Origin of the sequence: Rhodococcus sp. (in: high G+C Gram-positive bacteria) (assembly GCF_049299235.1) — a bacterium.
Taxonomy (GTDB): Bacteria; Actinomycetota; Actinomycetes; order Mycobacteriales; family Mycobacteriaceae; genus Rhodococcus.
Map to the genome: position 1 here is coordinate 1 of NZ_JBAQXC010000389.1, position 23,237 is coordinate 23,237.

Sequence of the window (23,237 nt, forward strand, 5' to 3'; positions counted from 1 at the left end):
CGCGAGCGGCCCGTCCGGGACACCTGATCCGGCCGGGCCGGCTCCTGATGTCATCGCAGTATGGCGGTCAGTACAGCTCGGGCTGTGGCTTCCACGTCGACACCGCCCAGATGACCACGATGTCGAGTGCGATGATCAGGATCGACCACCACGGGTAGTACGGCAGCCACAGGAAGTTCGCGATGATCGACAGCGCGGCGATGATGACCGCGGAGACCCGCGCCCACGTTTGCCCCGCCATCAACGCGATACCGACGATGACCATGAGGACACCGAGAACAATGTGAATCCAGCCCCACGAGGTGAAGTCCAGTTTGTAGACGTACTCGATCCCCCGCACGAACACTTCGTCCTCTGCCACAGCGGCGATGCCTTGGAAGAAGGAGATGATGCCGAGTGTCACGAGGATCACCGCGGCTCCGATGGAGGTTCCCGCGGCGATCCCCTGTTTGACGCCGGAGTCCCCCTGCTCAGCACGCACATCTTCGGACATGACAGTCCCTTTCGTGAAGTGAGTGGTACCGGTAGTATGCGCGGCTCTACACCCTCCCGATGGGCTTTTTCGACTACCTTTGTCCGAAGTTCACCGATACGGATACCGGACGCGGCTTCGATCGGAATTGCGCCGAGCGGCACGGGCTGTCGACGTCGAGCCCCTGCCAGCAGAAACACGGCGGTTGCCGGCGCGGACGGTCTATCGTCGAGAAGGCCGAGAACGCAGTACCCGTTTCTGACGAAAAGAGACCACCGTGACCGGTACCGAACTCGACGAGATGGGGCCCATCGACTATCTCGTCATCGAATTTCCCGCCGATCGTCCACCGGACGGATCGGCGCTCCCCCAACTGGTGGACCTCGTCGAACGCGGCCTCATCCGCGTTCTTGATCTCGAGTTCGTCCAGAAGGGCGCCGACGGGTCCGTCACCGGCATCGACATCGCCGACGTCGGATTGGAAGGCGACTTCGACGTGACCCTGTTCGCCGAAGCATTCTCCGGACTGATGGACGACACCGACCTCGCCGATGCCGGTGAGGCACTGGAACCCGGATGCTCCGCAGCCATCCTGATCTACGAGAACACCTGGGCGGCGCCATTGGCAACAGCATTGCGCCGCAACGGAGCTCAGCTCGTTGCCTCTGGTCGGATACCGACGCAGAGCATCCTGGCCTCGCTCGACGCCCTCGAATCCGAGAGCTGACGGCAGCCTCACATCCGAAGAAAGGTTGAACTCATGCCCGGATTGCTCCGCGGCGTCGCCCGGACCGCGGTGATTGCGGGAACGGCGACATCCGTGTCGAATCGAGTGTCACGCCGTCAGGGTCAGCGGTGGGCTCAAAAGGAACAGAATCAGAATGCCCAAGCGCAACAACAGGCTGCACCTCCCCCACCACCGCCGCCTGCGGGCGGCGTCGACAGGCTCGAGGCACTCAAGCAACTCGGTGAACTGAAGGCGCAGGGCGTGCTCACCGACGCCGAGTTCGAATCCGAGAAGGCTCGCATTCTCGCCGGATGAGGTGCGCTCACGCGTGCTTCCGACCCCTGCACCCTCTCCTGGTCCGAGCGAATGGCACATTCAGTCTATTCACGGAGACGAACGATACATTCGCTCGGATCAGGGGGTGCGGGCGCCGGGGAGGTCAGGCGGTCGTCAGGCGGTCGTCATACCCAGCGCGTGAGCCTTGAGTTGCTGGAACTCGGCATCGGTGATCACGCCCGAGTCCAGAAGCGCCTTCGCATCCGAAATATGTTCCGCAGGAGACTTTCCCACAACTTGTCGAATGTACTCATCCGTGGCCTGCTTGGCCTCGGACTGCGCCGCGCGCGCACGTTCGGCCATTCCCCGGCCGCGAACGATGAGATACACCAGCGCACTCAGGTACGGGAACAGCACCAGCACGATCAACCATGCGGCTTTGGCCCAGCCGGAGACGGTGTGATCCCGGAACAGGTCGACCAGGATCTGGAACAGCACGATCAGGTACGCCACGAAGGCGAACACGACGACCGTGTACCACACGTAATCCCAAAACGAATCCATGACGTGAACCCTTTCCGAGCGGGCCGTACGAACGGACCTCCCGGCGGGAGTGCCCACCGGACATCTTGCTCCGGCAGCGAGCAGAATTCGGTGTAGTTCAAGAAATCCCGCGGAATTCGGTCCCTCAGATCCCGGCTCTGGCCTTCACCCTGCCCTGCTCGATGGCATCGACCAGCGTCTGCCGGTCCTCGACGTTGCGCCGCGAATAGGCGTCGGCGAACGTCGCGATCGCATCATCGAACTCGGCGTCGGACCCGAGGTACGCGGCGATCGAGATACGGTCGCTCGACCTGGCATGTGCGTAGGCCAGTACCCGACCACACAATCTGCCGTACAGCGTCATTCCCGTCGGTGTCATCGCCTCGACAACCACCGATCCCTTGCCGTCACGAAGCTGACGGACGTAGAAGTCGCGCTGTACCCCGTCGTATCCGGGGCCTTGCTGCCAGCCGAGGAAGATGTCGCTGGCGGCTTGCATCAAGCGCTGCCCGTTGACGACGCGCTCGCCCTCGTTCGTGAACGTCGGGCCGTCCACGTAGTCCGCCAGAACGGAACGTTGCGCTTCCTTGGCCTGCAAGAACAACGGGTCGTCGTCATCGCGACCGCGGAGCAGCATGATCCAGGCGCGGGTTCCGACACTTCCCACCCCGACCACCTTCCGGGCGGCCTGCATGAATTCGAATTGTTCGAGCAGGACCCGACGGTCCCATTGCAGTGTCGATCGGTACGACCGGATGCGTTCGTGCAATTCGTTGTAGATCAGTTCGATGTCGACGTCGGCGAACACCTCCTCGATGGGGACGATCAGCGGCGGTGCGCTGATGATCCGGCGTTCACCGTCGACGAGTGTCGTGAGTTTCCCCAGCGCTTGCACACTGTCGTGGGTCATCGACTTCTCGATGACCTTTCGGGTGCGCTTCTTCATCGACGAATCGAGTTCGTCACGCAACTCCACGAGTTCGGTGGTCGGTTCGACGTGCGAATACCACACCGCGAGGTTTCCCCGCTCCGCCTGTTCGAGCATCGCTTCGCGATATTCGGCGGCGCATGCTCGGGTGATCCGCTTGCGTTCCTTACCGGTGAACCCGTTGTCGCGGGCCGCGACCGCGAGGCTCGCCACGAGGCGCTTGACGTCCCATTCGAACGGCCCCGGGTAGGTTTCGTCGAAGTCGTTGACGTCGAACGCCATCTTGCGTTCCGGAGTGGCGAAGAGCCCGAAGTTGCTCATGTGTGCGTCCCCGCACAACTGCGAGTGCAGACCGCTGTTCGGGGTGCGCGACAGGTCGTCGGCCATCACGAGCGCGGCACCGCGATAGAACGCGAACGGCGAGCTCGACATCCGTCCGTAGCGGACCGGGACCAGTTGCGGGATGCGGATATCGGCCTGCTTCTGGAGAAGAGCCAGCGGGTCGCGTGGTTCGTCGGACGAGACCTCGGCGAGCGCCGCGATCGGGGTGGCGCGCCGGGCCGCGAGCCCGACGTCGATGCGCTCTGCGCGTGTGGGGTGTGGGACGACGTGCCCGTTCGTATCCGTCATGCTGGCCCTCCGAGCGGCGGCGCCGAGCATTCCGGTCGACAGCCGGCCGCCCGGCGAACAGGGATGTGCGGGTACCGGCCACGGCCGGTGCAGTACACGTTATCGCCCTGACCGCTCCCCGGTGACACGAACGACGAACAGTTCCGGTCGGTGACACCAGGTCGAGTAACCGGAACTGTTCGCGCCGTGAAGGACGCGACGGGTCAGCCGGTCACCCGTGCCGCGTTGCCCGCGTCGACGGGCAGCACCGTGCCGCTGATGTGCGCGGACCCCTCGGCTGCGAAGAACAGCACGACGCGGGTGATCTCCTCGGGGTCGAGCCACGGTACCGGCTGCGCGTGCAGCGAGGTGAACACCGGGGCCACGTCGTCGGCGGTCGGCTTCTCCAGGTCGGGCCGCAACATGGAGTAGAGGAAGTCGTTGTGGATCATTGGCGTCGAGATATTGCCGGGGGCAATGGCATTGACGGTGATGCCGTGCTGCGCGAGGTCGAGCGCGGAACTCTTGGTCAGCCCGATGACACCCCACTTCGATGCGCTGTAGGCGGCCATGTTCGTGTTGCCCGCGCGACCGAGCATCGAGGAGATCGTCACGATCCGGCCGTAGCCGCGTTCGATCATGCCGGGTGCGACGGCCCCGATGGTGTTGAACACGCCCGTGAGGTTCGACGAGATCGCCTCGTTCCACATGTTCTGCGGCATCATCTGCACGGGCGCCGCCACGGACACACCCGCATTCGCGACGGCGATGTCGACGCTGCCGAACTCGGCGGTGGCGCGAGCGACGAGGGCGTCGAGGGCACTGCGATCGGCGGTGTCGAGCTTCTCGGCGATCACCCGCCGGCCGGTCGCCTCGACGAGGCGGACGGTTTCCGCGAGGTCGTCCTCGGTCGCGAGGGGATAGAACACCGCGTCGCTGTTCTCGCAGCGATCACAGATCACGATGTCGGCACCACGTTCGGCGAACGCGACTGCATGCGCGCGCCCCTGCCCACGCGCACCACCGGTGATCAGTGCAACCTTGCCTTCGAATTCACTCACGTTCCACTCCTGATGTCGGCTACCCGGTTCTCGTTACCGGAGTGGGATCGACTGCGATTGCTCCGATCCCACTCACCGGTTCCGACCATACGCTCAGCGAGTCAGGACCAGCCCCGAGGTCGGCACCCCGGTACCCGCGGTGACCAGCACGTTCTCGACGTCGGGTACCTGATTCACGGACGTGCCGCGAATCTGCCGGACGCCTTCGGCGATGCCGTTCATCCCGTGGATGTACGCCTCACCGAGCTGCCCACCGTGGGTGTTCAGCGGCAGGTGACCGCCGAGTTCGATGCCGCCGTTCGCGACGAAGTCCTTGGCCTCACCCGGCTTGCAGAACCCGAGTTCTTCGAGCTGCATCAGTACGTACGGGGTGAAGTGGTCGTAGAGCACCGCCGTCTGGATGTCGCGGGGCGTCAGCCCCGACTGATCCCACAGCTGGTTGCCGACGATCCCCATCTCGGGCAGGCCCGTCAATCCGTCCCGGTAGTAGCTGGTCATGATGAACTGGTCCTGTGCGCTGCCCTGGGCGGCACCGGCGATCAGCACCGGCGTCTGGTTCAGGTCCTTCGCACGTTCCGGAGTAGTCACCACGATCGCGACACCGCCGTCGGACTCCTGGCAGCAGTCGAGCAGGTGCAGCGGCTCCGCGATCCACCGGGAGTTCTGATGGTCCTCCAGCGTGATCGGCTTGCCGTGGAAGAACGCGTTCGGGTTGGTGGCGGCATGCTTACGGTCCGCGACCGCGACCGCCCCGAAATCGGCGCTGGTCGCGCCGGTGACGTGCATGTACCGCTGCGCGGTCATCGCAACGAACGATGCGGGGGTGCTCAGGCCGTGCGGGTACGAGAACGCATTGTCGGTGCCCGACGAGTTGACCTGGGTGGCCAGCGCCGAGTTCACTTGGCCGAAACGGGCACCCGAGCGCTCGTTGAACGCCCGGTAGGCGACGACCACGTCGGCGACGCCGGTCGCCACCGCCATCGCGGCCTGCTGCACCGTCGCACACGCTGCCCCGCCGCCGTAGTGGATGCGGGAGAAGAACTTCAGGCTGGGGATCCCCACCGAGCGTGCAACCGCGACCTCGGTGTTGGTGTCCATCGTGAACGAGGTGAGCCCGTCGACGTCCTCGGGGCGCAACCCGGCGTCGTCGAGAGCGGCACGGACAGCTTCCGCGGCCAGACGCAGTTCACTGCGTCCGGAATCCTTGGAGAAGTCGGTGGCGCCGATGCCGACGATCGCGGCCCGACGGGACAGCCCGCTCATGCGGTTCCTCCGATCACGAGAGTTGCCTTGGCGTTGATGTGGTTGCCGAGACTGTTGCTGCCCACGATGTCCAGGGTGATCAGCCCGTCGTCGACGGAGGCGACCGTGCCGGCAAGGTTCAACGTGTCGTAGGCGTACCAGGGCACACCGAGCCGCAACGAGATCGACTTGATCACGGCGCGGGGCCCCGCCCAGTCGGTGACATAACGCTGCACGAGTCCGGTGTCGGTGAGGATGTTGACGAAGATGTCCCTCGATCCCTTGCGCTGCGCGAGGTCCCGGTCGTGGTGGACGTCCTGGAAGTCCCGGGTCGCCAGCGCGGACGACACGATGAACGTCGGGTCGCCGTGGATGGACAGGGTGGGCAGGGTCTCCCCCACCGTCACGGTCGCGGTGTTCGATTGCCCGGTGTTCGACTGCACGGTGTTCATGCGTTCTCCTGACGGGGGGTCCACGCGTAGAGCGTCCACGGATCGCCACCGGTCTCGTCGTCGCCGGGGAAGTCGAGGTAGGTGACCTCGACGGGCATTCCGATGCGCACGTCGGCGGGGTCGACCCCGCGCAGTTCACCGAGCATTCGGATGCCCGCCTCGCCTCCGGTGCCTTCCTCCAGTTCGACGAGCGCGACGACGAACGGCAGCGACCGGCCCGGCACCTTCGGTGCGTGGTGCACGACGTAGCTGAAGACGGTGCCGCGCCCGGAAGCGACGACATAGTCGGTGGTTTCGGTCTTGTCCAGCCACAGCGCGGCGACCGGAGGATGCTGCAGGGAGCCGTCCGGCCGGCGCTGGATGCGCAACTCGTGCGCGGCCACACCGTCCCAGAAGAACCGCGTGTCCTGCGACGCGGACGGCCGCAGCAGACGCGTCGGATCCAGATCCTTCGGCACGTCCGGGGTGTCCGCGACGGGCGTCGGCACCGTGACCGGAGGCGCGAATTTCAGGATGCGGAACAACATTTCGGCGACGACCTCGTCGCCGACCTTCCAGATGTTGCGGGTCGTGAAGAACCAGCCCTCGCCGAGGCCGGTCTTCTTCGGGCCCACCACATCCTCGAGGGTGGCTTCGATCGTGACCTCTTCACCGGGCCGCACGTACCGGTGGTAGACCTGGTCGCAGTTCGTCGCGACCACGGACGTGTAGCCGGCGTCGTCGAGGATGGTGGTCATCCGGCCGAGCGGATCGTCGTCCTCCCGCTGGGCGCCGAGGCCGCGCATCGTCCACACCTGCGCCATCGCCGGGGGTGCGACGAGCCCGCCGTGCCCGGCCGCGATCGCGGCATCGGAGTCCGTGTAGATCGGGTTCTCGTCGCCGATGGCCTCGAGCCAGTTGCGGATCATCGGCATGTTCACCGGGTCGCGGCCGGCGCGGGGCTTCGACGGGCCGTCGCCACGGACGCGTTCCGCGGCGGCGAGGATCTCGTCGGGTGTCGTCATCGAAAAGCCTTCCCTCATCGCGGAACCCGGGGCATGCCCAGGCCCGCCGTCGCGATCAGTTCGCGCATCACCTCGTTGACTCCGCCACCGAAGGTGACGACGAGGTTCCGCTTGATCTGCATGTCCAGCCAGCTCAACAGCGCACCGGTGGCAGGATCGGCGGGGTCGCCGTGGCGTCCGACGATCTCCTCCGCGAGCCGACCGACTCGCTGGATGCGTTCGGTCGCGAACACCTTGGTGCACGAGGCGTCCGCGATGTCCACGGCGTCGGATTCGCTCGCCGCGACCTGCCAGTTCAGCAGTTCGTTGAGACGGAAGGTCGCGTGGATTTCGCCGAGCGCACGGCGCACGTCGGGTTCGCCCAGAAGGTCGTTCTGCTTCGCCCAGTCGGCCACGTGATCGTAGAGGCCGCCGACCTTACCGGCCGGTCCGAGCATGACGCGCTCGTGGTTGAGCTGGGTGGTGATCAGCCTCCACCCCTTGTTCTCTTCTCCCACAAGCATGTTCGCCGGGACCCGCACGTCGCTGTAGTAGGTCGCGTTGACGTGGTGGGCACCGTCGCACGTGATGATCGGGGTCCAGGTGAACCCGGGATCGGTGGTGTCCGCGATGAGGATCGAGATTCCGCGGTGCCGCGAATCGACGGATCCGGTGCGGACGGCGAGCCAGATGTAGTCGGCGTCGTGACCACCGGTGGTGAAGATCTTCTGCCCGTTGACGATGTAGGTGTCGCCGTCGCGGACGGCGCCGGTGCGCAGCGCGGCCAGGTCGGTGCCTGCCTCCGGTTCGGTGTAGCCGATCGCGAAGTGCACCTCACCGGCGAGGATCGCGGGCAGGAACTTCCGCTTCTGCTCCTCGGTGCCGTACACCTGCAGGGTCGGTCCGACGGTCTGCAGTGTCACGCTCGGCAGCGGCACGTCGGCGCGGACTGCTTCGTTGGCGAAGATCTGCTGTTCGATCTCACCGAAACCACGGCCGCCGAATTCCTTGGGCCAGCCGACCCCGAGCCAACCGTCCTTACCCATGCGGCGGATGACCTCACGGTAGGTGGGGCCGTGCCGCTCGACCCGCATGATCGCGGCCTCCTCCGGGGAGATGAGGTCCGCGAAGTAGCGTCGCAGTTCCGCTTGCAGCTCACGCTGCGCGTCGGTCAGATCGATGAACACCGGGCCCCCACGAGGTCGAGTCGGTACGAGGCGCCGCCGATGAGGCGCGTCAGGTCTTTGGCGGTCGAGGAATACCGGTGCAGCGGGTAGGTCACATCGACCCCGACGCCACCGTGCAGATGGTGCAGGACCCGCATCGCGGGCGGCAGTTCCTCGGCGATCCAGTACGCGGTGACGTCCAGATCGTCGTCGACCGTGGTCGCGCGCGCGCCGTCCTGGGCGACCCGCCACGTCGACGCGAGCGCCGCAACGTGCAGGGTGCGCGCCGTGACGTACACGTCGGCGATCTGCTGTGCGACGGCCTGGAACGTCGCGAGCGGCTTGTCGAACTGGTGCCGCGTGCTCAGATGCTCGGCCGTCAACGTTGTTGCACCGGTGAGCAAACCGTCCGCGTACGCACCGATCGAGGCGAGCGCGAGACGGTACAGCACCGCGACGTCTGCGGCGGGGTCTGCGCCGTCACCGAGGCGCATACCGATCGCGCCGTCGAACCGGACGGAGAATTCGGGGTCGCCCGTCGCGGACGGACTCGGGGTGGCGGTCACACCGTCGGCGTTCGCGGCGACGGCGACGACACCGGCGTCGGTCGGTACGAGAACGAACTGTGCGGTGCCGGCGTGCTGCACCGCTACGAAGTTCCCGGTGACCGCGTGGCCGCCGTCGATGGGCACCGCGGTCGCCGCGGGCGTGGCCGGGAACGGACGGCCCTGTTCGGCGAGCGCCGCGGTGAGCACTGCGCCGCCGGGGATGCCGGCGAGCAGAGCATCCTGCTGCTCGTCGGTGCCGAGTGCGACGACGGGCAGTACCCCGAAGCCGAGGGTGGCCAGTGCCGGTACCGGCGCGGCCTTGCGGCCGATCTCGGTCAGTACCGTCGCGACCTCACCGACGCCGAGTCCCGCGCCGCCGAGGCGTTCGGGCAGGGCGAGGGCGAGCAGGTCTGCATCGGCGAGCGCTGACCACAGGTCGTCTGCGGTCAGGTCGCGGGCGAGCAGGTCGACGGCAACTTCGGCCACCGCCTCCTGCGTCTCGTCATGTGCGAAGTCCACAATTCCACCTTCGATTAGAACGTGTGCCACGTTGTAACACCCCTGAGCGCACCCGCGGGACGCGAGTCCCGGTCACCGGGGCAGGCCCAGGAGGCGTTCCGCCGCCACGCTGAGGAGTATCTGTTCGGTTCCGCCTGCGATGGTCAGGCACCGGGTGTTGAGGAACTCTCGGCTGAGCGGTCCCTCGATCCATCCGGCCTCGCCCGCCAGGTCCATCGCCAGTTCGGACGTGTCCTGCCGTTGCCGCACGCCGATCAGTTTCCGCACGCTCGACGCCGGTCCCGGGTCCTGCCCGTCGAGTTGCGCGAGGGTCGTGCGCAGGTCCAGGAGCGAACCCACCATTGCCTCACCGATCTGCGCGGCGATGCGGTCCTCGGCGACGGCGTCGCCGGGGCTCGACAGTTCGATGAGGTCTTCGATGGCCTTCCCGAGCGACGACTTGCTGCCCATCGCGACTCGCTCGTTCGCGAGGGTGGTGCGGGCAAGCTTCCAGCCGCCGCCGAGCGGGCCGACCACGCAGTCGTCGGGCACGAACACACCGTCGAGGAACACCTCGTTGAACAACGCGTCGCCGGTGATTTCCTGCAGCGGTGAGATCGTGATGCCCGCGGACTTCATGTCCACCAGGAAGTAGGTGATGCCCTTGTGCTTCGGCGCGTCCCGATCGGTGCGGGCCAGGCAGATCGCCCAGTCGGCGATCTGCGCGAGCGAGGTCCACACCTTCTGCCCCTGGAGTGTCCAGCCGCCGTCGACCTTCTCGGCGGTCGTGCGCAGCGCGGCGAGATCGGACCCGGCGCCCGGCTCGGAGAACAGCTGGCACCACACCACGTCGCCGCGCAGCGTCGGCATCGCGAATCGCTCGATCTGTTCGGGTGTGCCGTGTTCGAGGATCGTCGGTACCGCCCACCAGCCGATCACCAGATCGGGCCGCTCGACGCCGGCCTCGGCGAGTTCCTCGTCGGCGATGATCTGCTCGGCGGGACTCGCGCCGCGCCCGTAAGGCGGCGGCCAGTGCGGGGCGAGATAGCCGGATTCGGCGAAGGCAGTGCGCCGTTCCGGTTCCGGGAGCGCGGCGAAGGCCCCGATCTCCGCGCGGATCCGGGCGCGGTCACCGTCGAATTCGGACAGGTCGACGCCCAGGTGCCGACGTACACCGGCACGGGTCAGTTCGGCCACCCGCGCACGCCAGAACGTGGTGCCGCCGAGCAGTTGCCGGGTGGCCACGGCACGGCGCAGATACAGGTGGGCGTCGTGTTCCCAGGTGAATCCGATACCGCCGAGCACCTGGATGGCGTCCTTGGTGGTCTGTACCGCGGCGTCGAGCGACACGGCGGTCGCGACGGCCGCGGCGATCGGCAGTTCGTCCGGCGCCGTGTCGAGGGCGGACGCGGCGTCCCACGCTGCGGCACGGATTTTCTCGGTGCGGCACAGCATTTCGGCGCACAAATGCTTGACCGCCTGGAACGCGCCGATCGGTTGACCGAACTGCTCGCGGATTTTCGCGTAGTCGACGGCGGTGGTCAGCGCCCAACCGGCGATCCCGGCGAGTTCGGCGGCGGCGAGCGTCGCGGCCAGGTCCCGGACCAGGCCTGCGCGCACGGTCACGACACGGTCGTCGGTGACGGTGACCGAGTCGAGTCGGACCCGCGCCAGCGCGCGGGACTTGTCGAGGGTGTCGAGCGGCTCGAGATGCAGACCGGCGCTGTCGGCGTCGACCAGTGCCCAACGCTCATCCGCGCCGGCGGCACCGGCGATGCGGACGAGGATCGAGACACCGGGTTCGGCGGCGATCGCGGGCCCGGCGTCGCCGTCGAGGGTGAGGCCTCCGGCGGTCTCGGTGGCGGCGACCTCGAGATCGAGCGCGGCGGCGACCGGCATCGAGCCCTCGCTGAGCACGGCTGCGGTCTTCGACCGTTCGCCGGAGACTGCGGAATCGCCGCCGGAACCGAACACGAGCGCGGCGAGCGCCGTCGTGAGAACAGGCCCGGGTGCCAGTTCCCGCGCGGCCTGCTCGAGCATCACGGCAAGGTCGACCGTGGTCGCGCCGAGCCCACCCGCGGACTCGGGTACGGCAACGCCGAACACCCCCAGTTCGGCGAGCGAATCCCAGCCCGGCTGCCACATTTCCGCAGGCTGGTGGCGTAGCTTCTCTATCGGGGCCGCGGCGCGTGCCCAAGCACGGACGGATGCCTGAACGGCCCGCTGCTCCTCGGTGTTGGCGATACTCACAGCGGATCTCCGCCTTTCGGAAAATGACATCAACGTCTAGAACGTGTTCTAATATGACACCGGTCCAGAGTCAAGGTGTGAGGAAAAGTAGTAGTCGACGGCAATCCGACAGGTTCCCGGACACCACCGCATCCCGCGAAAGGAGGACGGCGCTCGCGCTCCCCGTGAACGACGGAGCTTCCGCGCCGAACACCATATGACGACATCGTCCAACTCGCGGTCGGGCGGAAACGGAACGCTGGTCGCCCTCACCGAGGACGACCTGGGTTCCAATGCCCAGAAAGAACGCCGCAAGCGGATCCTCGACGCCACCCTGGCGCTCGCCTCCAAGGGCGGGTACGAGGCCGTCCAGATGCGGACGGTCGCCGAACGCGCCGACGTGGCCGTCGGCACGCTCTACCGATACTTCCCGTCGAAGGTACACCTGCTGGTGTCCGCGCTCGGCCGTGAATTCGCGCGCATCGAAAGCAAGGGCAAGATCCCGCCGGGGCACAGCCCCCTCGAACGCATGAACCTGATTCTCGGTCTGATCACCAGGGCGATGCAGCGAGATCCGATGCTGACCGAAGCGATGACCCGTGCGTTCATGTTCGCCGACGCCTCCGCCGCCGCGGAGGTCGACCGAGTCGGCAAGCTCATGGACCGCCTGTTTGCCCGCGCCATGAACGAAGCCGAGCCGAGCGAGGAAGAACTGGCCGTCGCCCGCGTCATCAGCGACGTGTGGCTGTCGAACCTCGTGGCCTGGCTGACCCGCCGCTCGTCGGCCACCGACGTCGCCCGTCGGCTCGAACTGACCGTGGAACTGTTGCTCGGCGACGGCTCTCGGCGCCCGGCCTCGGTTCCCGTCGCCGGCACCTGAGGGAACCGCGAAGCCTGCGGGAACTTCGAGACCTGCGGACGCGTCGAGCTGCGTGTAACCGGAAACACGTCGAGAACCGGACATGTGATGGGACGGGCGGGACTTCTTCCCCTAACCTTGGGAAGAATGAGCGCCCACGACCTCCCGATCGACCTGCGTCGCGCACTCGTCACGGTCGCGCGATCCCCCCGCTTGCTCGTGGCGTCGGACTACGACGGAACTGTCGCGCCCATCGTCGCGGACCCGGACAAGGCGTTCCCCCATGCCGAGTCCGTGCGCGCACTGCGGGCGCTCGCCGGTTTGCCGTCGACCTGCGCCGCCGTCATCTCCGGCCGCGCACTCAAGGATCTGGCGGCGCTGTCGCGGCTCCCCGCCGAGGTCCAGTTGGTCGGCAGCCACGGCTCCGAGTTCGATATCGGATTCGTGCACGCGATCGACACGGACGCCAGGCGACTTCTGCGCGACATCGTCGACGGACTCGACAGCGTCGCCCGGCTGTACGACGGCGTGCACGTCGAAACGAAGCCGGCCAGCGCGGCCCTGCACGTCCGCAATGCCGCCGCGGAGGACGCGGAGCGCGCCCTCGCCACCGTCCGGGGCGACCTTGCGCGATTGCCCGGCGTCCAGGTCACCGAAGGCAAATCGGTGATCGAGTTGTCCGTCGTGCCCACCGACAAGGGTCATGCGCTCGACATCATCCGGCACCAGGAATCCGCGACTGCGGCCGTGTTTCTCGGCGACGATGTCACCGACGAGAAGGCCTTCCGGTCGCTGCACGGCCCGGACGTCGGCATCAAGGTCGGTGACGGCGAGTCGACCGCCGAGTTCCGGGTATCCAGCACCGAGGACGTCGCCGCAGCCCTGGCGTTCCTGCTGGAGGAGCGCCGCACCTGGCTGTCCGGTGCCGACGCACCGCGCATCGAGCGTCTCACGATGCTCGCGAGTCCTCGATCGAAGGCGCTGATCACCCCGGACGGCACGATCTCGTGGTTGTGTCATCCCGAGCCCGACTCGGCCGGGGTGTTCGCGCATCTGCTCGGCGGGGACGCGGCCGGCCACTTCACGGTCGGGCCGGTGCGCGAAGCTCTGCCGCTCAGCCAGCGTTACATCGATTCCACCATGACGGTGGTGACCCGCTGGGCGAGCCTGGCGGTCATCGACTATCTGCCGCACGACGTCGAACCGGGGCGGACGGACCTGACTCGCGTCATCACCGGCACCGCGAAGGCGGTGGTGACCTTTGCTCCTCGGCCCGAGTTCGGGCAGGGGCAGGTCACGCTCGAACCGACCGACGACGGCCTGCGGGTGTTGGGGCTCAACGAGCCGTACGTGCTGCGATGCTCCGGCGTCCGGTGGAACATCGCGACCGACGGAACACAGCAGACCGCACATGCGGTGGTGGACCCGTCGGAGAACGACATCATCCTCGAACTTCGTTGTGGAACAGACGATTTGGATCCGCATCCGGTTGCGGAAGTGGAGCGCCGCGCGGACGCCGAGGCGTACTGGTGGCGGTGGGCGGCAGACCTGGACCTGCCGCCTCTCAAGCCGGACCTCATCAAACGCTCGGCATTGACCCTGCGCGGACTCGTACACGAGCCGACCGGTTCGATCCTGGCGGCGGTGACGACGTCGCTCCCCGAGGAGATCGGCGGTGTCCGCAACTGGGACTACCGCTACTGCTGGTTGCGCGACGCCGCACTCACCGCCCACGCACTCGTGAGCGTCGGCTCTCTTGCCGAGGCCGAGTCCTACCTGGACTGGGTGCACCGCGTGCTGGAGACGATTCCCGGACCCGAACGACTCCACCCCCTGTATTCCCTTGCCGGCGGGCCACTTCCACCCGAAGCCGTGCTCGATTCGCTACCGGGTTACGCCGGGTCCCGGCCGGTGCGGGTCGGCAACGCCGCCAACCAGCAGGTGCAACTCGACGTGTTCGGCCCGATCGTCGATCTGATCTCGGGGCTCGCGCACCGACGTGAGGAGCGCGGCGTCCCGCACGCCGAGGCCCTGACCGACCGGGACTGGGACCTGGTGTGCGCCATGGTCACCGCCGTGCAGCGTCGCTGGTTCGAACCGGATCACGGCATCTGGGAGATCCGGGACAATCCGCGCCACCACGTGTATTCGAAGGTGATGGGCTGGCTCACCGTCGAGCGCGCCCTGACGCTGGCTACGAAGTTCGGTCGCAGCGCCGGTGACGACTGGGCGGATCTGCGCGACGAGATCGCCGACGAGGTGCGGGAGAAGGGCTGGAACGAGGACGTCCACTCCTACACTGCGGCATACGACGGCACCGACCTCGACGCGGCAACATTGTTCGTCGGGCTGACCGGATTGCTCGATCCGAGCGACGAGAGGTTCCACGCTACGGTCGTCGCGACGGAAGCGGAGCTGCGCAGCGGATCGACGGTGTACCGGTACCGGCACGAGGACGGTCTGCCCGGCACCGAGGGCGGCTTCCACCTGTGCGCGGCGTGGCTCGTCGAGGCGTACCTGCTGGTCGGCGCCCGACCCCAGGCCGAGGCACTGTTCGCACAGCTCGTGGCGGCGGCCGGCCCGACCGGTCTGCTCAGCGAGGAGTACGACCCGGTCGCCGAACGAGCCCTGGGCAACCACCCGCAGGCATACAGCCACATCGGGCTGCTGCGCTGTGCGCAGCTCCTGTCGGACCAGGGTACGTAGATATCCGCCCACCGATGAGACAGCCGCACACGTCCCGGACGCGTGCGGCTGCCTTTTTCGTCGGCGGGTGCGGTCAGTGAATCATTCTGCGCACCAGAGTCTTTCGGCCGGGCCTGCGGTACGGCCCGGGAGCAGTTCGGTCTCCAACGTCTCGACCTGACCGAACCCGGAGTGCGACGGGGCGGTGAGCAGTAGCTCGCCGGTGCGGCGGCCCTTCTCCTTCTGCGGCTGCCGCATCGTGGTCAGCCCCTCACGCAGCGCCTCGTCGATGCCGTCGAAGCCGGTGATCGACAGGTGGCCGGGCACATCGAGTCCGGAATTGTGCGCCCACGCGAGCGCGCCCAGCGCGAGAACATCGGTGGTGCACATCAGGGCGGTGATCCGCGGATCGGCCGTCATCGCCTGGGCGGCGCCGGCGGCGCCGTCGTCGGCGGTGTGGGCGTACCGCTCGACGACGGTGAGGTCGGCGGGGTCGAGCCCGGCGGCGGTCATCGCTTCCTGCACCCCGCGGATCCGCTCGTGCTGCACGTGGAAACTGTCGGTGGCGAAACGCGTGGCGTCGGCGACACCGTCGTGACGGTCACGGCCGAGCCGCATGCAGACGACACCGATCCGCTGGTGCCCGAGTCCGATCAGATGTTCGGCGAGACGACGCATCGCACCGCGGTCGTCGATCCCGACCAGGGGTGCGGTGGAGATGCCGCGCGGCTGATCGCACACCACGATCGGCAGGTGCCGTTCGAGTACGGCCGCGAGATAGGGGTCGCCCTCGGGTACCGAGTAGACGACGAATCCGTCGACGGAGGACCGGTGCACGACCTGCGCGGCCTCCTCGTCGTCGCGTCCCGGGCCCGCCGGGACCAGGAGCAGTCCCTGACCGGCGACCTCGCATGCCTCGGACAGCCCGGACAGGAAGCTCATCGCGGCGGGGTCCCGGAACGAATAGCTCAGCGCCTCGGTCAGCAGGACGCCGACGGTCCCGGCCTTGCGGGTGCGCAGCGACCTCGCCATCGGGTCGGGTCCGGGATAGCCGCGTCGCTTGGCGACCTCGAATACTCGTTCGCGCAGTTCCGTGGACAACTGATCGGGCCGGTTGTAGGCGTTGGACACCGTGGTGCGCGAGATTTTCAGCTCGGCCGCGATCGACGCCAGAGTGGCCTGGCGGCGAGGTAGACGGGACCGGGACATGCACGGACCGTATCGGTGTGCCGCTCGTCACGGCCACTCGGGTGGGGGCGGAAGTCCCCCGCGGGTCCGCTAAAGTGGAACGGTAACGGTTTCCAATAACGTTTGGGTTGCCTTCCCCGGCCGGCCCGGCGTCGACCCAGGAGAAGATCCAGTGCGACTGTTCCCCCGTGCGAGTGCCGCCACCGCGGTTGTCGCCTGCGCTGCCGCGCTGAGCCTGACCGCATGCGGATCGAGCGGCAACTCGGGCTCGGGCGGGAACTCGGGTTCCGACGGGATCACAGTGGTCGCGTCGACCAACGTGTGGGGTTCGGTCGCGCAGGCCGTGGCCGGCGACCGTATCGAAGTCCGCTCGCTGATCACCGAACCGGCAGCGGACCCGCACTCCTACGAGGCCAGCCCGACCGACGCGGCAGCACTCAGCGACGCCGCACTCATCGTCTACAACGGCGGCGGCTACGACCAGTTCGTCGACGACATTCTCGACGCGACGGACACCGGCGCCGCGACCGTCGACGCATTCGCATTGTTCGAATCCGGCGCGGGCAGCGACCTGCACGCCGGTCACGACCACGGAACACCGGCCGCTGCCCCGGCCTCCCCCGACGATCGGACGGCGGACGATCACGATCACGGTCATGAGGGCCACGATCATGAGGGCCACGATCACGGTGGCGTCAACGAACACGTCTGGTACGACCTCGCGACCGCAGACGCCGTCGCACATGCCGTCGCCGATCGCCTCGCCGAACTCGACCCAGAGGGCGCCGACACCTACCGTGCCAACGCGGCCGCGTTCCACACCCAACTACACGAGGTCTCCGATCGCACCGCCGCCCTCGCGGCCGCACACCCGCAGGCGCCGATCGCCCAGACCGAACCGATCGCCCACTACCTGGTGCTCGCCGCGGCACTGAACGATGTCACCCCCACCGACTTCACCAACGCCGTCGAGAACGGCACCGATCCCTCCCCCGCGTCGATCGTCGCGACCCGGCAACTCCTGCTCGACAAGCAAGTGCGAGTCCTGATCTACAACCCGCAGACCGAGGACAAGGTGAGCCGCGAGATGCGCAATGCTGCCGAACAGGCCGGCATCCCGGTCGTGGAGGTGTCCGAGACGCTCCCCGACGGCGTCGACTACGTCCAGTGGCAGACCGGTACCGTCGACGAGTTGACCGCTGCGCTCGACGCCGCCTGATCCACCACCTCGAGAACACGGAACCCGGTGAGCACACAGACCCCCGACGACTCCCCAACCGCCGTACCCGATCCCGCTGTCGTACTCCACAATGCCAGGCTGGCATTCGGCGACCGCACGCTCTGGCAGGACCTGGACCTGACTGTTCGGCCAGGCGAGTTCGTCGCGGTGCTCGGCCCCAACGGCGCAGGCAAGTCGTCGTTGCTGAAGGTGCTGCTCGGCCAACTCCCGCTCAGCGGCGGCACCGCCACCATCGCCGGTATCGCCGCGAAGACGGGAAACGCGAACGTCGGTTACGTTCCGCAGCAGAAATCACTCGACGAGGGTGTGCCGCTGCGTGGCCGCGACCTCGTCGGTCTGGGTTTCGACGGGCACCGGTGGGGCACCGGGGTTCGTTTCTGGAAGGCTCGCCGCACCGCCGTGGACGCCGCGATCGCGCAGGTCGGAGCGGAGTCCTATGCGAACGCTCCGATCGGGGCACTGTCCGGCGGTGAACAGCAGCGGTTGCGCATCGCGCAGGCCCTCGTCGGCGACCCCCGAGTCCTGCTGTGCGACGAGCCGCTGCTCAGTCTGGACCTGGCGAACCAGCACCTGGTGTCCGCCCTCATCGACCGGCGCCGCCGCGACCACGACACCGCGGTGCTGTTCGTCACCCACGAGATCAACCCGATTCTGCCGCTGGTCGATCGTGTCCTGTATCTCGTCGACGGCCAGTTCCGCATCGGCACCCCCGCCGAGGTGATGACCTCCGAGGTGTTGTCGGACCTGTACGACACCGACGTCGAAGTCCTCGAGGTGCGCGGCCGCCTCGTTGTCGTCGGCACCGGCGATGCCATCGACGCGCTCGGCAGCGCAGGCGGATTGCGTCCTGGGGAGGGTGTCCATCACGACCATCACGAGGATCACGCATGAGCAGCAAATTCACCGACGCGATGAGCCGCATGTTCGACTGGCAGGCCACCGTCGAGTTGCTGCAGTACGACTTCGTGCAGCAAGCGCTGATCGCCGGCGCGATCCTCGGTCTGTTGTCGGGGATCATCGGCCCGCTCATCGTGAGCCGCCAGATGGCGTTCTCGGTGCACGGCACATCCGAACTGTCGTTGACCGGTGCCGCCGCGGCGCTGCTCGTCGGTGTGTCCGTCGGGCTCGGCGCGGTCGTCGGAGCCGTCGTCGCGGCGATCCTGTTCGGCGTACTCGGTACCCGCGCACGTGAACGCGACTCGGTGATCGGTGTGGTCATGGCGTTCGGGCTCGGCCTGGCCGTGCTGTTGCTGTGGGCATACGACGGTCGCACCGGTGCCGCGTTCTCTCTGCTCACCGGCCAGATCGTCGCGCCCGGCGGCACCGGTATCGCCGTACTGGCAGGCTGCGGTGCCGTCGTCGTCGGTACCCTGATCTTCATCTACCGGCCGCTGTTGTTCGCGAGCACCGACCCCGAGGTCGCCGCCGCGCGCGGCGTACCGGTCCGCGCCCTGTCCATCGTGTTCGCGGTGCTGGTCGGCATCACCGCCGCGCTCGGCGTGCAGATCGTCGGCGCGCTGCTCGTGATGGCACTGCTCATCACTCCGGCGGCAGCCGCCGCGCGGGTCGCGAGTGGCCCGCTCGCCGCGACCGTGCTGGCCGTGGTGTTCGCCGAACTCGCCGCGGTCGGCGGCATCCTGCTGGCGCTCGCCCCGGGCGTGCCCGTGTCGAGTTTCATCACCGCCATCGCGTTCGTCATCTACCTCGTGTGCCGGTTCATCGGGTCTGCCCGGCAGCGGCGGGGCGCGGGGCGGGCCGTCGCCGCGCACTGACGTCGGACCTGCTCGAGCGGGGTGGATACCCTCGTTCCATGGCAACGGCGGGCACGGCAGACCAGCAGAACCGCGGGACCGGGCGGTGGGAATTCTGGATCGACCGTGGCGGCACCTTCACCGACGTCGTCGGCCGACGGCCCGACGGCACGCTGGTCACCCACAAACTGCTGTCGGAGAACCCGTCCCGCTACCGTGACGCGGCCGTCGCCGGGATCCGCGCGCTACTCGATGTGTCCGAGGACGCATCCGTCGGCGCCGATCTCGTCGAGCAGGTCCGCATGGGCACCACCGTCGCGACCAACGCACTGCTCGAACGCAAAGGTGTGCGCACCGCGCTGGTGATCACCGCCGGTTTCCGTGACGCCCTGCGCATCGGCTATCAGAATCGGCCGCGTATCTTCGACCGCAACATCGTGTTGCCCGAGTTGCTGTACGAGCGGGTGATCGAGGTCGACGAACGTGTTTGTGCCGACGGGACCGTGCTGCGCGCACCGGATCTGGGTGCACTCGAACCCGCATTGCGCGCGGCGCACGCGGACGGCATCGACTCGGTCGCGGTGGTGTGCCTGCACAGCCACCTGTATCCCGAACACGAACGTACCGTCGGGGAACTCGCCGAGAAGGTCGGCTTCGACCAGATCTCACTGTCCGCGGTCGCCAGCCCCCTGATGAAGGTGGTGCCGCGCGGTGACACCGCCGTCGTCGACGCCTACCTGTCGCCGGTGCTGCGTGGCTACGTCGACCGGGTCGCCGAGCAACTCCCCGGCGTGCGGTTGATGTTCATGCAGTCCAACGGTGGCCTCACCGAGGCGCAACACTTCCGCGGCAAGGACGCCATCCTGTCCGGTCCGGCCGGCGGCATCGTCGGCATGACCCGCATGTCGGAGATCGCCGGGTTCGGGAAGGTCGTCGGATTCGACATGGGCGGCACATCTACCGACGTGTCGCACTTCGCCGGCGAGTACGAGCGGGTGTTCGACACCGTCGTCGCCGGTGTGCGGTTGCGCGCACCGATGATGGACATCCACACGGTCGCCGCGGGCGGCGGCTCGATCCTGCACTTCGACGGCAGCCGCTACCGGGTCGGTCCCGACTCGGCGGGCGCCGATCCCGGTCCGGCGTCCTACCGCAACGGTGGCCCACTGACGGTCACCGACGCCAACGTGATGCTCGGCCGCATCCAGCCCGAGCATTTCCCGCACGTGTTCGGGCCGGACGGCGATCGGCCGCTCGACGCCGCCACGGTGCGTGCCGGGTTCACCGACCTGGCCGCGGAGATCCGCGCCGCTACCGGTGACGACCGCCTCCCCGAGCAGGTCGCCGAGGGTTTCCTGCAGATCGCGGTCGCGAACATGGCGAACGCGGTGAAGAAGATTTCGGTGCAGAAGGGGCACGACGTCACCGAATATGCGCTGACCACCTTCGGCGGCGCGGGCGGTCAGCATGCCTGTGCGGTTGCCGATGCGCTCGGCATCCGCACCGTGCTGGTGCCACCGCTGGCCGGTGTGCTCTCCGCGCTCGGCATGGGTCTGGCCGACACGGCCGCGCTGCGCGAGCAGTCCGTCGTCGTCGAACTGTCCGACGAGGCGATGCCCCGACTCCATGCCGTCGCCGCCGAACTGGAGGCCGACGCCCGCACCGAGTTGCGCGACGAGGACATCCCCGACGACCGGATCGTGGTGACCGGGTCGGCGCACCTGCGTTACGACGGGACCGACACGTCGGTGCCGGTGTCTCTTGCCGATCCGGCGACGATGACCGCGGAGTTCGAGGCGGTGCACCGGCGGACCTATTCGTTCCTCATGGACCGGCCGCTGATCGTCGACGCGGTCGCGGTGGAGGCCACCGGCCTGACCCACCGTCCCGATCTGGCCGGCCTCGGCGCCGGTGACCCGGGCGACGAGGTTCCTCTCAGCGTGCCGATGTTCGTCGACGGGGGGTGGCGCGAGGTTCCGTTGTACCGGCGTGAGCGTCTGGCGCCCGGCAGCGAGGTCGCCGGCCCCGCGATCGTCGCGGAGGACCTGTCCACCACGGTCGTCGAGAACGGCTGGTGGGCAGTTGTTTCCGAGCACGGGCATCTGGTGTTGGACCGTCGGGAGGCACTGCCCGGCGCGGAGATCGGGACCGAGGCCGATCCGGTGCTGCTGGAGATCTTCAACAACCTGTTCATGTCGATCGCCGAACAGATGGGCACCACCCTCGAATCCACCGCACAATCCGTCAACATCAAAGAACGACTTGATTTTTCGTGCGCCTTGTTCGACCCGGACGGCAACCTCATCGCCAATGCCCCGCACATCCCGGTGCACCTCGGGTCGATGGGCACGAGCGTCCAGGAGGTCGTGCGACGGCGCGCGGGCACGATGCGGCCGGGCGATGTGTATGCCGTGAACGATCCGTACCACGGGGGCACCCATCTGCCGGACGTCACCGTCGTCACCCCGGTGTTCGACGCGGATGCCGAGACCATCTTGTTCCACGTCGCCTCACGCGGACATCACGCCGAAATCGGTGGCCTGACACCGGGTTCCATGCCTGCCGGCAGCCGTGACATCCGCGAGGAGGGCGTGCTGTTCGACAACTGGTTGCTCGTCGAGAACGGCGATTTCCGCACCGCCGAAACACGCGAACTGCTCACCTCCGGGCCATATCCGTCGCGCAATCCCGACACCAATCTCGCGGACCTGCGCGCCCAGGTCGCCGCGAACGCACGCGGCGTCACCGAAGTGGGCCGGATGATCGACCACTTCGGGCTCGACGTCGTGCAGGCCTACATGCGGCACGTGCAGGACAACGCCGAGGAGGAGGTGCGGCGCGTCGTCGACCGACTCGAGGACGGCCACTACCGCTACGAGACGGATTCCGGTGCGACGATCGAGGTCCGTGTCACCGTGGACCGCGACGACCGGTCCGCGACCATCGATTTCAGCGGCACATCGGCGCAGTTGCCGACGAACTTCAACGCCCCGTCGTCAGTGGCCCGCGCTGCGGTGCTGTACGTGTTCCGCACGCTCGTCGCCGACGACATCCCCCTCAACGACGGCTGCCTTCGTCCGCTGCACATCGTGATCCCCGAAGGATCGATGCTCGCGCCCGAATACCCGGCGGCGGTGGTCGCGGGGAACGTCGAGACGTCGCAGGCGGTGACCGGTGCGCTGTATGCGGCGCTGCGGGTCCAGGCCGAGGGTGCCGGCACGATGAACAACGTCACGTTCGGCAACGCACGGCACCAGTACTACGAAACGCTGGGTTCCGGGTCCGGTGCGGGTGACGGATTCGACGGCACATCGGTGGTCCAGACCCACATGACCAATTCACGACTCACCGACCCCGAAGTTTTCGAATGGCGACTGCCGGTGCTGCTCGAGGAATATTCGATCCGCGTCGGCAGCGGCGGCCGCGGTCGCCGGCACGGCGGGGACGGCGGCCTCCGGCGGATCCGGTTCCTCGAGCCGATGACCGTCAGCACCCTGTCCGGGCATCGCCGGGTGCCGCCGTACGGCATGGCAGGCGGCGAACCGGGGTCGCTCGGCGCGAACCGGGTCGAACGCGCCGACGGCACCGTCACCGAGATGACCGGGTGCGATTCGGTGGACGTGGGCCCGGGCGACGTGCTCGTGGTGGAAACGCCGGGCGGAGGAGGCTACGGCCAGCCTTGACGTCCTCCCCGGCCTGAAGGCCAGGGATTCCTACCAGCACCCGTACAGGCACTCTCGGTGGGTTCCTGTTTCACAGAGTCGCGCTCCTCGCTAAGCG

The 23,237-nt window shown here is 67.7% G+C and carries 19 protein-coding genes; 8 read left to right on the forward strand and 11 right to left on the reverse strand.

All coding sequences use genetic code 11. The features are described from left to right. Nucleotides 1-67: 67 nt before the first annotated feature. Complete coding sequence (locus tag WAX14_RS23950) at nucleotides 68-493, reverse strand: DUF7144 family membrane protein (protein ID WP_422630537.1); 426 nt, start codon at nucleotides 491-493, stop codon at nucleotides 68-70. 280 nt (nucleotides 494-773) lie between these two features. Here WAX14_RS23950 and WAX14_RS23955 point away from each other — a divergent pair, with 280 nt between their 5' ends. Then, complete coding sequence (locus WAX14_RS23955; RefSeq protein WP_422630554.1) at nucleotides 774-1,199, forward strand: DUF6325 family protein; 426 nt, start codon at nucleotides 774-776, stop codon at nucleotides 1,197-1,199. 33 nt (nucleotides 1,200-1,232) lie between these two features. After that, the gene (locus WAX14_RS23960; protein ID WP_422630538.1) at nucleotides 1,233-1,514 is read left to right on the forward strand and encodes an SHOCT domain-containing protein; all 282 of its coding nucleotides are present in this window, start codon (nucleotides 1,233-1,235) and stop codon (nucleotides 1,512-1,514) included. 135 nt (nucleotides 1,515-1,649) lie between these two features. Here WAX14_RS23960 and WAX14_RS23965 read toward each other — a convergent pair whose 3' ends face one another. The 9 genes from WAX14_RS23965 to WAX14_RS24005 form a co-directional block, all read right to left on the reverse strand. Further along, nucleotides 1,650-2,039, reverse strand: a complete 390-nt coding sequence (locus WAX14_RS23965) for a PLDc N-terminal domain-containing protein (protein ID WP_422630555.1) — start codon at nucleotides 2,037-2,039, stop codon at nucleotides 1,650-1,652. 124 nt (nucleotides 2,040-2,163) lie between these two features. Further along, nucleotides 2,164-3,576, reverse strand: coding sequence for a DUF2252 domain-containing protein (locus WAX14_RS23970; protein ID WP_422630539.1), 1,413 nt, complete (start codon nucleotides 3,574-3,576; stop codon nucleotides 2,164-2,166). A 203-nt stretch (nucleotides 3,577-3,779) separates the two neighbouring features. Next, on the reverse strand, nucleotides 3,780-4,616 hold the full coding sequence (locus tag WAX14_RS23975; protein WP_422630540.1) for a mycofactocin-coupled SDR family oxidoreductase: 837 nt from the start codon (nucleotides 4,614-4,616) through the stop codon (nucleotides 3,780-3,782). A 93-nt stretch (nucleotides 4,617-4,709) separates the two neighbouring features. Next, on the reverse strand, nucleotides 4,710-5,879 hold the full coding sequence (locus WAX14_RS23980) for a lipid-transfer protein (RefSeq protein ID WP_422630541.1): 1,170 nt from the start codon (nucleotides 5,877-5,879) through the stop codon (nucleotides 4,710-4,712). Next, entirely contained in the window at nucleotides 5,876-6,310 is a 435-nt protein-coding gene (locus WAX14_RS23985) for a MaoC family dehydratase (RefSeq protein ID WP_422630542.1), read from the reverse strand. The genes WAX14_RS23980 and WAX14_RS23985 overlap by 4 nt, the downstream gene beginning before the upstream one ends. Beyond that, nucleotides 6,307-7,314 carry a bifunctional MaoC family dehydratase N-terminal/OB-fold nucleic acid binding domain-containing protein gene (locus tag WAX14_RS23990; protein WP_422630543.1) on the reverse strand — a complete coding sequence of 336 codons (1,008 nt, stop codon included), beginning with the start codon at nucleotides 7,312-7,314 and terminating at the stop codon, nucleotides 6,307-6,309. Before WAX14_RS23990 ends, WAX14_RS23985 begins: the two co-directional genes overlap by 4 nt. 14 nt (nucleotides 7,315-7,328) lie before the next feature. Further along, nucleotides 7,329-8,480: an acyl-CoA dehydrogenase family protein gene (locus WAX14_RS23995; protein ID WP_422630544.1), complete on the reverse strand. Its 1,152-nt coding sequence runs from the start codon at nucleotides 8,478-8,480 to the stop codon at nucleotides 7,329-7,331. Then, a complete protein-coding gene (locus WAX14_RS24000) occupies nucleotides 8,465-9,526 on the reverse strand; it encodes an acyl-CoA dehydrogenase family protein (protein WP_422630545.1) in 1,062 nt (353 codons plus the stop codon). The genes WAX14_RS23995 and WAX14_RS24000 overlap by 16 nt, the downstream gene beginning before the upstream one ends. Before the next feature lie 72 nt (nucleotides 9,527-9,598). Continuing rightward, nucleotides 9,599-11,755, reverse strand: coding sequence for an acyl-CoA dehydrogenase (locus WAX14_RS24005; RefSeq protein WP_422630546.1), 2,157 nt, complete (start codon nucleotides 11,753-11,755; stop codon nucleotides 9,599-9,601). 196 nt (nucleotides 11,756-11,951) lie between these two features. Between WAX14_RS24005 and kstR the strand changes: the two genes are divergently transcribed. After that, on the forward strand, nucleotides 11,952-12,614 hold the full coding sequence (kstR, locus tag WAX14_RS24010) for a cholesterol catabolism transcriptional regulator KstR (RefSeq protein WP_422630547.1): 663 nt from the start codon (nucleotides 11,952-11,954) through the stop codon (nucleotides 12,612-12,614). Between the two features lie 126 nt (nucleotides 12,615-12,740). After that, nucleotides 12,741-15,299 (forward strand): trehalose-phosphatase, encoded by a 2,559-nt coding sequence (otsB, locus tag WAX14_RS24015; RefSeq protein ID WP_422630548.1) that lies wholly within the window; start codon nucleotides 12,741-12,743, stop codon nucleotides 15,297-15,299. 81 nt (nucleotides 15,300-15,380) lie between these two features. On the opposite strand, the gene WAX14_RS24020 is transcribed toward otsB, so the two are convergent. After that, nucleotides 15,381-16,487, reverse strand: a complete 1,107-nt coding sequence (locus WAX14_RS24020; RefSeq protein WP_422630549.1) for a LacI family DNA-binding transcriptional regulator — start codon at nucleotides 16,485-16,487, stop codon at nucleotides 15,381-15,383. 151 nt (nucleotides 16,488-16,638) lie between these two features. Here WAX14_RS24020 and WAX14_RS24025 point away from each other — a divergent pair, with 151 nt between their 5' ends. Genes WAX14_RS24025 through WAX14_RS24040 form a run of 4 tightly spaced genes read left to right on the forward strand, consistent with a single transcriptional unit; the run spans nucleotide 16,639 to nucleotide 23,140 of the window. Then, complete coding sequence (locus WAX14_RS24025) at nucleotides 16,639-17,685, forward strand: metal ABC transporter solute-binding protein, Zn/Mn family (protein WP_422630550.1); 1,047 nt, start codon at nucleotides 16,639-16,641, stop codon at nucleotides 17,683-17,685. A gap of 27 nt (nucleotides 17,686-17,712) precedes the next feature. After that, the gene (locus tag WAX14_RS24030; protein WP_422630551.1) at nucleotides 17,713-18,597 is read left to right on the forward strand and encodes a metal ABC transporter ATP-binding protein; all 885 of its coding nucleotides are present in this window, start codon (nucleotides 17,713-17,715) and stop codon (nucleotides 18,595-18,597) included. After that, nucleotides 18,594-19,478, forward strand: a complete 885-nt coding sequence (locus WAX14_RS24035; RefSeq protein WP_422630552.1) for a metal ABC transporter permease — start codon at nucleotides 18,594-18,596, stop codon at nucleotides 19,476-19,478. The genes WAX14_RS24030 and WAX14_RS24035 overlap by 4 nt, the downstream gene beginning before the upstream one ends. A gap of 38 nt (nucleotides 19,479-19,516) precedes the next feature. Further along, the gene (locus tag WAX14_RS24040) at nucleotides 19,517-23,140 is read left to right on the forward strand and encodes a hydantoinase B/oxoprolinase family protein (protein ID WP_422630553.1); all 3,624 of its coding nucleotides are present in this window, start codon (nucleotides 19,517-19,519) and stop codon (nucleotides 23,138-23,140) included. Nucleotides 23,141-23,237 lie beyond the last annotated feature (97 nt).

Excerpts from the sequence above, each read along its gene's own strand:
- WAX14_RS23950 (WP_422630537.1), bottom strand. The coding sequence starts at position 493 with ATGTCCGAAGATGTGCGTGCTGAGCAGGGGGACTCCGGCGTCAAACAG.
- WAX14_RS23955 (WP_422630554.1), top strand. The coding sequence starts at position 774 with ATGGGGCCCATCGACTATCTCGTCATCGAATTTCCCGCCGATCGTCCA.
- WAX14_RS23960 (WP_422630538.1), top strand. The coding sequence starts at position 1,233 with ATGCCCGGATTGCTCCGCGGCGTCGCCCGGACCGCGGTGATTGCGGGA.
- WAX14_RS23965 (WP_422630555.1), bottom strand. The coding sequence starts at position 2,039 with ATGGATTCGTTTTGGGATTACGTGTGGTACACGGTCGTCGTGTTCGCC.
- WAX14_RS23970 (WP_422630539.1), bottom strand. The coding sequence starts at position 3,576 with ATGACGGATACGAACGGGCACGTCGTCCCACACCCCACACGCGCAGAG.
- WAX14_RS23980 (WP_422630541.1), bottom strand. The coding sequence starts at position 5,879 with ATGAGCGGGCTGTCCCGTCGGGCCGCGATCGTCGGCATCGGCGCCACC.
- WAX14_RS23985 (WP_422630542.1), bottom strand. The coding sequence starts at position 6,310 with ATGAACACCGTGCAGTCGAACACCGGGCAATCGAACACCGCGACCGTG.
- WAX14_RS23990 (WP_422630543.1), bottom strand. The coding sequence starts at position 7,314 with ATGACGACACCCGACGAGATCCTCGCCGCCGCGGAACGCGTCCGTGGC.
- kstR (WP_422630547.1), top strand. The coding sequence starts at position 11,952 with ATGACGACATCGTCCAACTCGCGGTCGGGCGGAAACGGAACGCTGGTC.
- otsB (WP_422630548.1), top strand. The coding sequence starts at position 12,741 with ATGAGCGCCCACGACCTCCCGATCGACCTGCGTCGCGCACTCGTCACG.
- WAX14_RS24020 (WP_422630549.1), bottom strand. The coding sequence starts at position 16,487 with ATGTCCCGGTCCCGTCTACCTCGCCGCCAGGCCACTCTGGCGTCGATC.
- WAX14_RS24035 (WP_422630552.1), top strand. The coding sequence starts at position 18,594 with ATGAGCAGCAAATTCACCGACGCGATGAGCCGCATGTTCGACTGGCAG.
- WAX14_RS24040 (WP_422630553.1), top strand. The coding sequence starts at position 19,517 with ATGGCAACGGCGGGCACGGCAGACCAGCAGAACCGCGGGACCGGGCGG.